Here is a 15,040-nt window from a genome sequence, read left to right on the forward strand (position 1 = left end):
GGAAGGTAAATCAACAAGCTGATTTAAGAGTTGATTTTAGTGCTGCTCAATTGTCTTAATTAAATAAGTAGTTGAAAATAAGAGCTGATTTATCAGCTCTTATTTTTTGAAATAATTATTAGTTAGAACGCTAACGTGGATGGGTTCTTTTGATCTCGATGCGTTTTATCATAAGAAAGCCCATGAATCGACAATCAGCACCTCCCATATGTAGGGCAAGCTTAGACATTAGTTTAGCTTAATGCCAAAATATAGTGATTCTTGTTGCTGGGGCAACAATTCAACAAAGGTGGTTTTTACCCTGCTCGCATTATCTTCAACCGCTTCACCACTGCTGGTCATAGGTAAAACTGTCCCTGATTTCCAGGGCTGAGTATAAGCGGGGTACATATCGTTAATGACCACATTGCTTAACGGCGCATTACCCATATTTTTCACCAAGATACGATAAATTAAACATTGATTTGGCTTCAAATTTTCATTTTGTACCGTATAGGTTGCGTTCATAACTGCTGACTTATCTGGCATATCGCAATTTTCAACTTTCAGCTGCGATTTAAGAATTTTTAATTGGTTTGGGCTAACCGTAATTAAATCGGTATTCATCAGATCAACTAATGCTATTTCTTTTCCTGTATTATCCGGTTTAACAATCAATTTTACCTGGCTGTTCATACCATTCGTCGCAGTAGCAGGTGCTTCAGCCTTTATTAATAAAGTGACGGATTGGTTTGGTCGAATAATATGGCTTAACTCTGTTTCTAGATCGGATAGCAATGTATCGGTCGCGTCCAGCATATCGTTACCATTTTTATCGACAAATAAGGTATATAAAAAACCATCTTTGCCATTCACGGCATTCAGACTGACTTTAACTTTGGTTTCATCTGCTACACCATAGTTGGTCAAACGATGCAAGAATACGTATGTACCGCCAACACCTACCTGTGCACTCTGGTCATTGGTCAGTTCGAGCAGCCGTTTTTGAGCTGGAGGAATCACAGCATCTAAAATAACGTCACCCAGACCTGATTGTAGTGATTCAATCGCGAACCAGATATTGGTGGTCGCTGTCACAGATGGGGAGATGGTAACCACGGCGCAGACTTGTGCTACGGTATTTGCTGCAACATTCAGTTGGGTAATTTGCTGAGTGTTTAAACCCGTTTTACATTGAGCCTCATCCGCCTTATAAAATTCGATTTTCAGGCTGGAGGTAAAAGAATTGATGCCACTCTTGACTAATGTTGAATAGCTGCCAGTACTGAGTGTTGGAGCAATTGCAGTACTAGAGGCATACAGTTGATAGTCCTGCGCCAAATTACCGTAATTTTGAATATTTAATGGAAAGTAAACTTTACTGCTGCTGCCTGCTTCTTGAGTCCATAGTGGCGTAGTCCCTGTTCTTCCGTCTTTTCCAATAACAAACATACCTGCACCGGTTGCAGCTACATCTGCTGCAGGGGCGTTGGTTATATTGTTGGATAGATCACTTGTGGTAGCAATAATTGTCTTTATCGTTGAGGTGTTATTTTCCGTCAACAGATCCTGCATCTTTGTCGTTTCAATAGTTGCTGTATTTTCTACCAAGCCCGCACTTGCAGTATCTGTGTCTGTTACTTTTAAATTTTTAACAGTAAATCTATATTTCGCATTAGCTGGAATATCACCCAAACTTAAACCACTTCCTGCCGTACTGGTAAAAAGTGAGTTAAGGGCATTCGCATCTGTCCATGCAGAAGGACATGCTTTGCTTGTACCATCTGTTAAATCTTCGCACATTAAACTCGTTTGATTGTCAACATCACCGCTCGTCACTCTGAGTAAATTTTTGAAATTATCTCTCAGTACAATACCATCAGCTTGCACAGCTGTATTATTGGTTACATCCAACCTATAGGAGATCAGGTTATCTTTCATCACGACAGATTCTGCTGTCAAGCTTTTGACTACCGCCAAATCAATATCATCTTCTTGAATCTTGAGATCAAATTTTACATCTGCACTTACATTACCACAGGTACTCAAATCGGTGGCAATAGCTTTACTATTAGCATCAAGTGCAAATTCAAATGGTAAATTGATATCACTATTAGTTTGGGTATTACCAAATATTTTAATAACTAAATCATTGACTTGAACCCCTTTCGTATAATCCAGATTAGCATTATATACAGGGGTATAATTAAAGGTAACTTTATTGGGGTCGGTGGTAATTAAACCATCTGTTGCACCTAACTCAACCAAGCCAGATGCTGTTTGCCTATATAATCGATAATTTGTGCCATAAATGGCTTTGGTCTGGGCATAGCCTGACGGATATTCAATTTTAAATTGCAGTGTGGGCATATCACCCTGACTTAAAATTTGTCCTACAATATTAAACGGTACGGAATAGGTCTTACCTGTGGCATCTCCACCTTCGTAAAAACTACCTGAAGCAGCACCAAATTCAACCGCAGGTTTTAAGCCCAGTTGAATGTCATCGATAAAGTTTCCGAATGTTGCATCTGAACCAAATTTTGTCGCATCAAAAATAAATTGATATATACCGCTCGCTACATTTACTTTTGCTTTAGCACCACTAATATTCGCATTTTTCCATTCAAATAAATTCGTGACCGCCTGACTCGTTCCAATGGTTTGTGCTGGAGTAAAACTCAAACGGTCAGTTGATACCTTTCCAATATAAAACGTTGTTTGTTCATTTGTACTGGAACGGGCTGCATGCCTAAAATTCCAAGAAAATTCTTCATCTTTAAACAAACAAACAGTTTGATAAAGAGCCGATCTTGCACTTGCATTTAACTCTGCATATTGATTGGCAACCGGAGAATTATTTACCGTATTCCAAGTTGTATAATTTGTAGGTGCAGCTCCTCTTCCATTCCAAATTTCTATCAGTTTTGGATTGGGGTGGGTAGTTAACCAGCCTTCAACTGCAGTTTCAGCAAATTGTCTAGTGGTATTGTTTGCAAGAGCGGGTTGATTAAAACTTAAATTAACGAAACTCCGCTGAATTTTAACTTTACTTGTATCTGCTGCACTATCTGCTGCATCAGCCTGAGTGACATAGCCCAGCAATAAAACCGAAGATGCCAGAACATGACGTAAATATTGCTTTATCATAATGTTATTTTACCTTCACTTTTTGCTGTTCTGACTCTACTTGTAAATCTTTCCACTGCGGGGCATATTCAATGTTAATCCCATTTGCATCCGCAACCTGCAAAACCACCCGACGGCTTTTTGCTTCAGCTATTTTCATATTTGTATCAGTTTGAAAATCAACCGCACCCTTTGCTTCAATCGCAATATGGGCAATATCCACTCCCTGTGAAACTAGATAATCTTGCACTACCTGAATACGGCGCTGTGCAAGCTGGATATTATAGACTGGGCTTGCATAACTATCGGTATAACCCTTTAAAATAACAGATAACTGCGGATATTGATTTAACTGGGTTGCCCATTGTTGCACTACAGTTTTACTGGCTGGACTTAGATCTGCACTGTCTAGGGCAAAATGTACAATGTTATTTAAACTTAAACTATTAGACTGCTGATTTAACTGCATTTTGGCTAAAGGCCAAAATTCCGCATTTACCCCTTGGCAGCCCGGCCCATTAAGCTGCTTCAAACTTGGTAAAGCTTGGGCATCCCATTTCACTGTATCAATATGATCCTGTCGTGTTGCGACAGCCACCTGATATAGCGCCTGTTCAGCAGCATCAAAATGTTCTCTGGCATGTCTCCAGCCCAGTTCGCAATATTCTGCTGCCGCCCAAACCAGCATCACTTCTGCATGGGCCAATTGCTCAGGAGCTTTTTCCAATGCCCCGTTTTGTTTGAAATATTCCACCTGCCACCATAAGTCCCGGCGCATGACTTGTGAAACAGTTAAAATAGGCGTAGTTAAACTGAGCGGCTGTTTCTGGGCTAATTTTTCTGCAATCTGACGTCCTTGAGCTAGAGCTTCCCTTCCAGCAGTCGTTAGACTCCGCTCTGAAAACTCATTTTTCGCATAACTTAACCAGATCTGTGCTTTAGAGGCCTGATAACGTGTTTGAGCATCACTGACCTGCTGATAAGGCTGTAACTGCTGGCTTAACACCTCGGCTTCAACAGCAGAGGACTGCAGGGTCTGCGCCTGAACAGAATGGCATACTGGATATAAACAGGCGCTGAGCAGAAGCATTGATTTTAATCGCATGAATTATTGCTCCTGCACCGGTTCTAAAGAAGAATTTACCCCAGGATTACGGCGTCCAAACAGGTCCTCATCAAACTTGAATCTAAATCTTAAATAGGCCCCTTGACCGCTGGAACTGGTATTGGCTAATTCATCATCCTGATAACCGAGGAAATTATATCCTGCAGAAATCCAGAGATTGGTTGCCAGCAGATAACCCACTTCTGTACCCAGCAAATAACGTGTCCCTGCCCCATGGTTTGCCCAAAGTGAACCGGCTTGTACACTCATATCCCAGCGTTCATTCAAATCATAAATGACCCGACCACTGAGTAACTGGGTTAAAGCCGAACTTGTAACTTTGTCTTCATCCAAGGTGGACCATTTTGCTGCATACTGACCGGACAAGGTCAGCTGACGATAAGGATGATAGTTTAAATGCGTAGATGACACATAGGATTCACGCTTAAATGCCACTTCTAGGTCAGTTGCATTATCATCATAGTAATATTCAATTTTTGACAGGACATCCAGTTGATTGTGCTCATCATCACGCCATGCCAAACCCAGCTGGAAACGGTTTCGCAGATGATCACCGCGCTCGGCGTCTTTATTATCGACAAAATTAACCGTATTTTTGGTCAAAATCGTGGCATCATCTGTCAACTTACGGGCAAAACCAATGCTATTGATCATCGTATCGGAACTGTCGGAACGACGTGCCTCTAAACGCGTCATAGCTTTCCAATTGTCGTGAACCAAATATTCAAGACCCAGACTCGCTGCTGTTGAATCATTATCGCTATTTTCAATATTTTTAGACAGGCTTTGAATTCGTTCAAAACTGCTACTGACATAGACACGCGGCTTAATCTGCCAACGGTTGCGTAAACCCATAGCCGCTTCCGCCTCACGGTTACTCATGCCATCTGCAACACGGTATTCACTAAATGCGGAAGCATCTTTCATATACTGACTGGAAATACCCAATACCGTGCTGTTGGTTTCTTCCGTAGTATTCATGGAATACAAACCGTCAATCGCAGAAATCACTTCATGACGGGCATAGACTTCAGTATTTGGCAGGACTTTAACTGCCCCGCCTACAGAGAGGACCTGTTTATCGGAATTGGAGAGATCCTGTTCATACTCGACAAAGGCTGATGCCCCTTTCCACGGCAAGTTACCGGTAAATTTGATACGCCCGGTAGTACCATTATATGGGCCCTGATTTTCGGTTGCCGAAGTTGCAGCTGTACTGGTTTCGTCATAATGACGTAAACCTAATTCCACGGCGAGAATTTTAAAGAAATTACGTTCCAGACTGGCAGACACACCAGTACGTACCCCATTATTGTTTTGGTCTTCAGTACGAATCGCTTCCATACGAGCCAAACCAAGCTTCGCAATCGGTGCTGAAACTTTTATGCCACTTTCTTTACGTCCTGCACTAATAGTGGCTGCATCATTTTGAAATCCGTCTTCTGCTTGCTGGTGATACGCTCGCACATGGGCAAAACTTGGTGCATATTCAAATTCTACCCGGGCAGCCGTACCTTCATCCTTCTCGCCAGCTACACCGCTATTGATCTGGGTCACTTGATCTGCTGTAGAATTCGTATTCTTAGACTGCGCCACTTCGGCAATCACTTTGGCATACTGGCCCAGTTTCACCACAGTATTTAAACTGGCAATTTGTTCTTCTTGCAGGGGATCATTACTTTGAACAAATGAGCCGCCAATTTTGAGCTGGGGCTTCATAGCATAACTAAAGCTAAGACCACCGACTTGATATTCCTCACCAATTTCATCAGCCTCAACCGTAATACGAATAAAGTTTGGATTGAGGTCTTTATCTACACTCGGGACTGCTTGTTTTAAATAAATGCTGTTGCTATAGGTATCGACTTCATAATCAGAAAAACGGGTGAGGGTTTGTTTTGCAATAATCAGGCCCGGGTTATTGCGGTCACGGGTCAGCACTTCAACTTTTTCACTGTTTTCTAAAATCAGATCATTTGAAATTGAACCGAGACTATATGGACCAGAAATACCCAGAGCACGATTTTCAGTTACTACTTGACGCGACTTGGTTTCAGCGACAAAAGCTGAAGATTGGAATTGGTCACCTTCATGCCCCACTTTAAGCCCTGTCAATGAACGGTTATATTGCCCTAAAGCTAAACCTTCATCTTTCTCTGTACGGGTCACATAGTCACCATACATCGCATAGGAACGCCCTTTGTCTAAACGGACATACAATTTGCTGGTCGATTGTGCTTCAAAGCCTTTTGCCGCAGCATCGCCATAAACCGGATAATATTCATCAGGTTGGATATCTCGGAACAGGCGTTGTTTGGAACTTTTATTTGAATCATAGGCAAGAGTTAAAAGATAATCACCTTTAACTTTACCTTTAAGGAACATCGCAGCACGACCATTCAACGAGGTGTCGTTACCCCACTCGGCAATTTCATTCAACTCGTCTTCAAAACCATCATTACGATTAACACTATGCAGCTGTTTGCTATCAAAATTATTGAAGTTAATCGAGCCTTCAATTAAACCGACTGCAATCAGAGGACGTAAATCTGCCTCAAACTGGATATCTATTTCTTGTTTAAGTAAACCGCTACTGACGCGCAGTTTTCCACGTCCAGCAGTATTCGGTGCAATGATCGGTATAATCATCTCGCCGCCATCAATGAAGGTTTGAATCCCGGGCTCATTTGGATTCAAATCTTGCAGATCAATCATACCGATGTCACTGTCTAAGGTCAGTGCGGTACGTGTAGCGACTTTTATTCCTTGTTTGTCTTGTAGCTTTACCACCAGTTGCATAACATCACGGCCATTTGCCATCACGGATGCTTGAGGTTTTTTTAACTTGATGTCATGAATGTCATCTGGAACAATCACTTGAATCTGCTGGCTTTCCCGGATATTACCCGCAAAATCCAATTGCTCCACACGGATGCTATTTTTACCCGTGCTTAATGCTACACCTACATATTCAACCCCTTGCTTACGCTGCTCATCCAGAATGACCAATTTACCGCGCTGCTTTTCTTTCACAATCACATCATTGACTAAAACACGTTGTGTCGCGCCCGCTGCACCCTGGACTTGAATAGTCGTTTGGGCAAAAGGAAGAACCTGTCCTTCCTTAAGATTTAATATTTCCAGGCTATTGTGATCATTACGCTTTAAATATTCTTCAAGATTCACCAAAACAGGAGGTTTAACTGGATCTATGCGTAATTGCGGTTGCTTTGCTTGAGCAGACTCACCACGATTGAGCAGGCAATTTTGATCATTCTCACTGGCCAAACAGCCTTGGGTGTTTTCTGAACGCGTACTGGTTTCTAAATAGCTCGGTGCATCAATAGAAAGTTGCTTGTTAATCGCTTTTTCAAGATTTAAATTACTGCTATTAATTTTTTCTTGACGCTGTTTCACCACATCCGTTAATGGTGCAGAACATGTGCCTGCTTGATCCACCATTGCGAAATCAGCACGATGTAATTCACCTCGCTTTACATCGACAAAACGGCTAGAAGGGTCCCCGGCATTGCGGTTAGACTGGGTGATCAATTCAGCACTTGCCAGCAAAGTGGTGCGATCTAATTTCAGTACATGGGTCTTTGCGGATACGCCATAGAAATCATATTTGCCTTCACGGTCAGTAATCACGTAACTGCCATCTTCCATGTACAGCCGTACACCCGGCACACCTAATTCACCTTTGTCCTGGATTCCGTTGCGGTTACAGTCAGTATAAACCTTACCCACCACAAACGCGTCAGCACTGAATACACCTGGGCGAACTTTCACTTTGGCCTGTGCTTCATTGGAACTTAGACCGTAACGATCGACGGCACGTGCCCGGTTAATCCCATCACCATTTAAAGCATTCGGTCCAACCAGAACACGGTATTCAATTTTAGCATTCGCATTTACGGCAAGATCACCTAGCCCCAAAGTTAAATACGGACCTTTTCCGCCTTCAGGATCAGCCACTGGCTTGCCATCAATCCGCATGCTATTTGGCACATAACTAAAACCACGCGGTAAGGTATCTTGCAATTTGACATCATGGGCCAGCTGATCACCCTTATTACTCACGGTAATGCTATAATTGGTGAAATCACCCAGCTCTACCGAACTGTCCCGAGCGGTTTTTTTGACCATTAATAGCGATTGATCCAGTAGCGGATCAATCGGAATATCAATATTCAGCGCTGGGCTGGCGGCGGTTAAAGTAAACAGGCCACCATAAGACCATGCCGGATGCACAGCCTTGCCATTAAATGAATCCACCGGATAAAGTGCCGGGTTGCTGGCAAAACTATACTTTCGGCCTGAAATCGTGGTGGTATCCACCATCAGTTTATAGCTGCCCGGCTTGACATGTGGATAAACAAATTGACCGGTCGACGAGGTAACCTGGCGTACAGGAAACGGCTTTAGTTCACCAGTCACCCGATCATGTTCAAATACAACATTATCTGCAACAGGCTGACCGAATTCATCTGTCAAAGTGACGGTTGCACCCTCGACCGCCTGGCCTGTTTTTGCATCAAAGACAACTCCGTAGGGATCAATCAGTACTTCTGTGGTGATCTCCGTTGAGATATCTTCAATATTTTGGCTCACCTTGCCCTGCCCATCCATACAGTCGGTCAGGTGAATGCTGACCTGATCGCGCTTGAGCGTCTGTAAAATCTGATCGGACAGGTTTTTTTCAGCCTTTTCCTCAGTATCCACGGTAAACTGAAATATGCCGGTATTTTCACCACTTTCTACTGCATTGACATAAACAATATCACCCGTCAGTTTGGAGACCAGTTGAATACGAACCTGATCTGAAACAGAGCGGTTGGCATTACAGATGGCGGCATCTGCTTTGACATAAATCGGCTCGTTCACCGTCCCGGTTTCAACGACTTTCTCGAAATTACTGGTTGTACTTTCAATGACCAACTTGCCTGCAACTTTGGTTTCCACCCGATTAGACAGGGTTTTTTTACTGCCTGTAGCAGAACGGTGTAGCACATACGCTTCATTGCGCAAAGTGGTATAGCTCAGGATTGGATTGGTTTTGACCGTCAAGCGGACTGTGCTTTTTTGCTGAGGCTGAAATGGTTTTTTATAAGCAACGACAGCATAGCCAATTTTATTCTTGTCACTTGGCAAATAACGCGTATATTCCCCTTCTGCAATTCGATGTAGAACTTCAACCTCCTGATTTTTCTCAAGAACCTGAATGTCTTCAAAAACGGTATTAGCTGGAATAGGATCTTCAACAATCACCAGGGACTGTAATTGTCCATCAACCTTTACCTCTGTCGGAGTCACTGCAAGATCAGCGGTATTGGAAATGATCAAGCTATAGTTCAGGGTCTGTGCTTGCTGACTGGCATTCAGCACACTTTGGTCCACTTGTTTTTCTATTTTTAATTTTGGCTCAATAATTTGTACAGGATCTTTAACGGTTTTTTGTAGTTGTGGCTCTTCACGAATTTGTGCGACTAAAGGGAGTTCGAGCTTGGTCTGATCAGGTGTCTGTAATGACGTATCTGCAACCACCCACACATGAACGGTCTGATTAGGTTGTAATTGTAATCCATTTTCAATCAGTGTATCTGAAATATCAAATGCCCCATCTTGATTGGCATCGAGGTAAATTTTAAAATTTGATAAGTAATTAGTTTGTGTGAGTTTAAAATCAAACCATGCATTTGTATTACTGGTATTGGTCAACTGGTTTAACCAAATCACTTTCGAACCGGCTTCTACCTGTTGAAGTTGATCTGGAAATAACTCGAAACCATAGAACTTGGCAATTTCAACATTTACCGCATTGGATTGAGTCGTTTGCAGCAATTGTCCACCATTCAAATCGCTGACTTGGTAACTTGCATAAGCAATGTTCTGGATGATCTGGCCAGCAACCGGCATTACCGCATGACTTTGCTGTGCAAAGAACAAAGCTGAAGCAAGCGCAGACAAAGATAACGTCTCCACTTTTTTATTCATTGCTTTTTTCATTGCCACGCCCCAAAACAAAAAAATATTAAAATACAAACGATAAAAATGAGTTCCTCCCTTTCGAAAAAGGGAGGTTACAGATTTAGAATTATGGAGTGGCTTTATCCACTGTAACAGCGAATTTCAATGTTGCATAAGCGCCTGGAATTAAAGTGCCGACGTTATAACTTACATTACCGCTGGTTTCGGTTGGTGCAGTACCTTGAGTTGATGGATCACGTGCAACTGAACCCGCTTTGTATGTTGTGTATGCAGGTACAGCATCATTGATCATAACCGCAGTTGCATCAGCATTACCCTGATTCGTTGCCGTCACTTTATAGAATACGCATTGGCCTGGTTTGGCGTTTTGCAGATTGCCAGTGTACTCAGAATCAGTAGGTGTTACCGTACAGTCTGCAGCAACCTGTAATTTTTCCAAACGAACTGAACCCAGGTTAATGACTGTGCGATCTGTAATCGACAGGATGCTGTTTGAACCTAAAGTAGCACCAGTTTCAGGATTAATTTGCACTGTAGATGTATAAGATTGACCTGCTGTTGCTGTTGCAGCTGCTTCAACTTTTACATAAACAGTAACTGACTCACCTTGCTGCAAGCCGGCTAGCTTAGATGGATCAAATTTTGCATTTTGTAAAATGCTGTTTAAAGTTCCTGTGCCGGTACCGGTTACCAACTCATTAGTATCAAGTATGCCGTTACCATTTACGTCTACATAAACAGTGACCGTTTCACCTGCTGACGGTGTTGGTAAAGCAAAATCTAGTGTTTTGCTACCATCAGCTTCAGTGACGTTACCAATGTTGGTTAAAGTATGACTGTAAATAATGCTGCCACCTGGTGCTAACTGGCCTTGGCGGTCTGGCGTGAAGCTTATCGCGCGCTGTTCTGCAATCGTCAGGTTAAATCCAATCTCGTCGCTAGTGCCAGTCGATGGCGAGCTGATCTTGACTGTAATGGTTGCTGGAATATTGGTTGCTGGCGTGCCGTCTGGTGCAGTAACGGCCAGGCAGTAACTACCTGTACTGCCATTGGCAATTGTGCCAGAGTTGGTGACTTTGGTATTTGTACAATTACCTGACGCATCTTTTCCAAACAGTTCTGCTGTCCAGCCAGTTGGAACACCTTCAACTGTAATATTGTAATTGTCCGGCGTACCGCCGGTATTTTTGATCGTAACATCCAGCTGTTTAGATGTACCAGGTACTAAAGCTGTGTCAGGAACACCTGTACTACTCTTCTGCCCATCACCAACATAAACTGGTGAACTTGTTGTGCCTTTGTTATGTATTAAATCCACAGCACTTTTTGTGAATGAATCAACAACCAAAGAAATAGTATCTTTATTGCTGCTGTTGCTAACAGAAGCGCTCGTCATCGTCAGTTTAGTGCCTGCATCAACTGTACCACTGGTTGGCAAAGTAACGCGTACTACAAATTTTAAGCTTCCGCCAGCTGCAATCGGGCCAGTGTTGTTATCTGTTACCGGTGTTTTACCATCAGCTTTCAGAATTTCGATAATGCTGCCGGCCGGCAAAGATGAACCTGCCGCAGCTGCAACACTCAGGTTATAGCTGTCCGTCGTTGTCCCTGAGTTATGAACATAAATAACATCACCGTCTGTGGTGTTATTACCAAAGACAATCGCCTGACCTTGCACAGCCGCTGCATGGACTTGGTCATCAATGCCTGCAGCGCTACCGGTTGGAACATTGTTGTCAATCCAGGAAACAGATGCATCATCGTTAATCGAGTGAGAAGTTGTACCCAGTACGGTGACATTGTTCGGGTTTGATGGAACTAGTGTTGTATCCGTCGTTGTCGGTGGAACTGTTGGGACATTATCCGGTGTTAATGGTGTATTGGTGCCTGATGTATAGCCGTCAGTATCCGCATATGCCGTGTTGGTAATTTTTTCACCATTTTCCGCAGCATTTTTGACCTTAACGGTAAAGGTTAATTTACCCGTCGATCCTGCAGCAAGCTTGCCTGCATTAAAGGTAAAAGCTTCTTTCTTATCGCTACGGGTCTTAAAGTAGAAACCGTCAGCATCAGTATTGCCAGGATTAAGCGCAGTTGAGCTGCCATTGTAATAAGCAACCAACTTTGCATCAGCTGTGGTTGATGTATCAAATGTTACATTACTTGGCAGTACGTCATAAATAATGACATCTGAAGTTGCCGCTGCTGTCCCTTTGTTTTGGAAAGTCAATGTATAGGTGATATAGCCATTTGCACCAATTGTGCTGACACTAGCTTCTTTTTTAATTTCAATAACAGCGCCAGTAATAATTGTCGCTTTATCTATATTTGATGCGGTATCTTTGCCAGTATCATATAAAGCTGCTGTTTTTGCTGTTGCAGTCAATGTGAGGCTGTCATACTGACTTGCAGTTGCAGCTAATGGTGTTTTAGCAACCACAACCAGACCGATAGATTCACCGGCAGCTAATTCAATTGCTGTTGTTTCTGTTAAAGCCACATCATTATCAGCTATACCATCCTGATTGCGGTCAACATAAACATTATAACTGGCCCAATCAAAAGTGCCGGTATCATTTGCAATTTTAAGTGTGAATGAGTCTGTGCCATTACCCGTGTTGGTCAAAATATGCGGGAAGCTTACACTACTGTTCGCAGCTGTTTGACGTTCATTAGACTGCACCAGGGTAAAGCTACCTACTTGTGCTACCAGGGTCTTAACCACATTAGATGTGACCACACGTTCAGTATTTGTATTATCGGTATAAGTTGCTGTTGCCACGTTACTGATATTTTGACCCGCTAAAGGCGTAGATGTTGCTGCCATCGCAGAATTGCCAAATAGCGACACCCCACCCACAACAGCTAAAGCAGTCGCGACTTTACTTAATTGAAAATGTTGTTTCATAAAAAAATCAACCATAAAACGTTTAAAACGACGTGAAAAAATTATTTAGAAGTGTTGACACGAACTTGAGCCGAAACAGTGATTTTTTGTTTCGCTTTTAACTCATTCACATTCCATTGCAGAACACGATATTCATTTAGTGGAACATTCACTTTTTTGCCATTTTCCACTCGGGTCAGGGGTGCTTTAGCAAAAAACTTGCCATCAATCGAAGCATAGGTATCTTTTGGAACACTTTGGCCGGTATAAGTGACAAATTCAGGAAGCGGTAAATTTAATTTCAAATTTTTCAGGCTATTCGCAGATACATTTGAATATTCGACCTTATATTCAAGCAATGTATTTGGTTTAACTTGATCTGAAGGCTTTAATTCCTTTTTCTTGTTCAATTGATCCACTTTATATACTTTCATATCAGCGGTTAAAGCTTCTGTCGCTGCATAGGAAAAGTTGACCAAGGCACCACCTATTAGTAAGAAGGATGCTTTTTTAACTGAGTTATAGATCTTCATGCCAAACCCCTAAATGTGCAATTTGCACATTAATTTATCAATGGCGGCAAATTTACCACAAAAAATGTTCATTTTTCACATTTTTATATAAAAATAATGAATACTTGGTCACATTTTATTATTTTTTAATAGATTAAATCTTACAAATGGCTTTAAAGCCAGCTTAAATAGTTAAGTTAAACTTACAAATATACTGGAGAAATGTTGTAGAGCAATTGAAGAAAATTTATGTTAAATAGAAATATAAATTGTACTTAGCTCAAACCCAATCTGACAGTAACCGATTTTTACTGGGTCTATCATTCAAAAAAATCTAAAACGATTTAGTATTTTATTTGAGTTGGAGTTTCCATTGAGAATGAATTATCAAAGCAATTTAGACTGAAAAATTGCGATATAAATCAAACATTATTTATTTTTTCTTAATTTATATGTGTTGAATGCTGGTATCATCTCTTTCTTAAATTATAATTCATAAGTTGAGTTTTTATATAGGATTACATTTATGCCTGATTCCAACCTCCCTAATTCAGACACTGCACTTTTAAACGTCCTAAAAATTATGGAGCCATTGGTATCTTGGTTATTAAAATCGGGGGTAGGCTATAGCGAATTTTCTCATGCTTTAAAATCTGTGTTTTATCGTGAAGCTGAAAAAGAATTAGAATATTTACAACAGAAAAAAACTGACTCGTCCATAAGCTTGTTATCTGGACTCAATCGCAGAGAAGTGAGTACATTTAAGCAAAGGTCTTCTGAGCAAGCTCATCATAACCATTCTCCCCCAAGCCCAAGCGTACCTGCGCGCATTGTGACGTTATGGATTCAAAAAAATTGGCATAAACAAATTGCTTTCAGTGGGCAAGACATCAGTTTTGAAAACTTAGCCAAAGAAGTTTCTCAAGACAAACATCCACGTGCAATGTTACTGGAACTGCAGCGTTTAGGCTTAGTGACTGAATTAGCCAATACGGTTATTTTACATACAGAATCTTTTACCCCCAGCAATAGTCTTTATGACAGCCAGGTACTTCTTTCTCAGTCTGCATTCGACCATCTCTGCTGCGGTATAGCTAATATTTTCATCACAAAGAATGAATATCTTGAGCAAAGCTTACGAGCAGATGAATTAACCGAAGAGTCTATTCGTGAGCTTCGAGAGTACGGTACTCAGCTATGGCAGGAATATGCTCAGAAAATGTTAAGTAAAGCCGTAGAATGCTCTCAACAAGATGAAGGAAAAGTAGATGCTTGTCACCGATTTAGCTTGGGAATCTATCAATATGATGAAAACATTGATATCAAAAAAAAATAATATGTATTTCTTATAAATAAAAAATATTAAATTAATATATTGTCATATTGTATAATTATTGTGATGTAGTCTAACAATCC

6 protein-coding genes are annotated in these 15,040 nt (G+C 41.5%); 1 reads left to right on the forward strand and 5 read right to left on the reverse strand.

Annotation, left to right across the window (positions count from 1 at the left end):
* Positions 1-228: 228 nt before the first annotated feature.
* From ABJ384_RS14750 to ABJ384_RS14770, 5 genes are all read right to left on the reverse strand, one after another.
* Positions 229-3,129 carry a hypothetical protein gene (locus ABJ384_RS14750; protein WP_349929849.1) on the reverse strand — a complete coding sequence of 967 codons (2,901 nt, stop codon included), beginning with the start codon at positions 3,127-3,129 and terminating at the stop codon, positions 229-231.
* A 4-nt stretch (positions 3,130-3,133) separates the two neighbouring features.
* Positions 3,134-4,213 carry an OmpA family protein gene (locus tag ABJ384_RS14755; protein WP_349929850.1) on the reverse strand — a complete coding sequence of 360 codons (1,080 nt, stop codon included), beginning with the start codon at positions 4,211-4,213 and terminating at the stop codon, positions 3,134-3,136.
* A 3-nt stretch (positions 4,214-4,216) separates the two neighbouring features.
* Positions 4,217-10,243, reverse strand: a complete 6,027-nt coding sequence (locus ABJ384_RS14760) for an SdrD B-like domain-containing protein (protein WP_349929851.1) — start codon at positions 10,241-10,243, stop codon at positions 4,217-4,219.
* An 88-nt stretch (positions 10,244-10,331) separates the two neighbouring features.
* A complete protein-coding gene (locus ABJ384_RS14765; protein ID WP_349929852.1) occupies positions 10,332-13,133 on the reverse strand; it encodes a hypothetical protein in 2,802 nt (933 codons plus the stop codon).
* A 41-nt stretch (positions 13,134-13,174) separates the two neighbouring features.
* Positions 13,175-13,645, reverse strand: coding sequence for a hypothetical protein (locus tag ABJ384_RS14770; RefSeq protein ID WP_086197121.1), 471 nt, complete (start codon positions 13,643-13,645; stop codon positions 13,175-13,177).
* 505 nt (positions 13,646-14,150) lie between these two features.
* Here ABJ384_RS14770 and ABJ384_RS14775 point away from each other — a divergent pair.
* Positions 14,151-14,960 carry a DUF6502 family protein gene (locus ABJ384_RS14775; RefSeq protein ID WP_349929853.1) on the forward strand — a complete coding sequence of 270 codons (810 nt, stop codon included), beginning with the start codon at positions 14,151-14,153 and terminating at the stop codon, positions 14,958-14,960.
* The last annotated feature ends 80 nt before the right edge of the window (positions 14,961-15,040 follow it).

The sequence above is a fragment of the Acinetobacter sp. A1-4-2 genome (assembly GCF_040233925.1).
Lineage (GTDB): Bacteria > Pseudomonadota > Gammaproteobacteria > Pseudomonadales > Moraxellaceae > Acinetobacter.

Bases quoted from the DNA above. Each gene is read 5' to 3' on its own strand.
- ABJ384_RS14750 (WP_349929849.1), bottom strand. From the start codon at position 3,129: ATGATAAAGCAATATTTACGTCATGTTCTGGCATCTTCGGTTTTATTG.
- ABJ384_RS14755 (WP_349929850.1), bottom strand. From the start codon at position 4,213: ATGCGATTAAAATCAATGCTTCTGCTCAGCGCCTGTTTATATCCAGTA.
- ABJ384_RS14760 (WP_349929851.1), bottom strand. From the start codon at position 10,243: ATGAAAAAAGCAATGAATAAAAAAGTGGAGACGTTATCTTTGTCTGCG.
- ABJ384_RS14765 (WP_349929852.1), bottom strand. From the start codon at position 13,133: ATGAAACAACATTTTCAATTAAGTAAAGTCGCGACTGCTTTAGCTGTT.
- ABJ384_RS14770 (WP_086197121.1), bottom strand. From the start codon at position 13,645: ATGAAGATCTATAACTCAGTTAAAAAAGCATCCTTCTTACTAATAGGT.
- ABJ384_RS14775 (WP_349929853.1), top strand. From the start codon at position 14,151: ATGCCTGATTCCAACCTCCCTAATTCAGACACTGCACTTTTAAACGTC.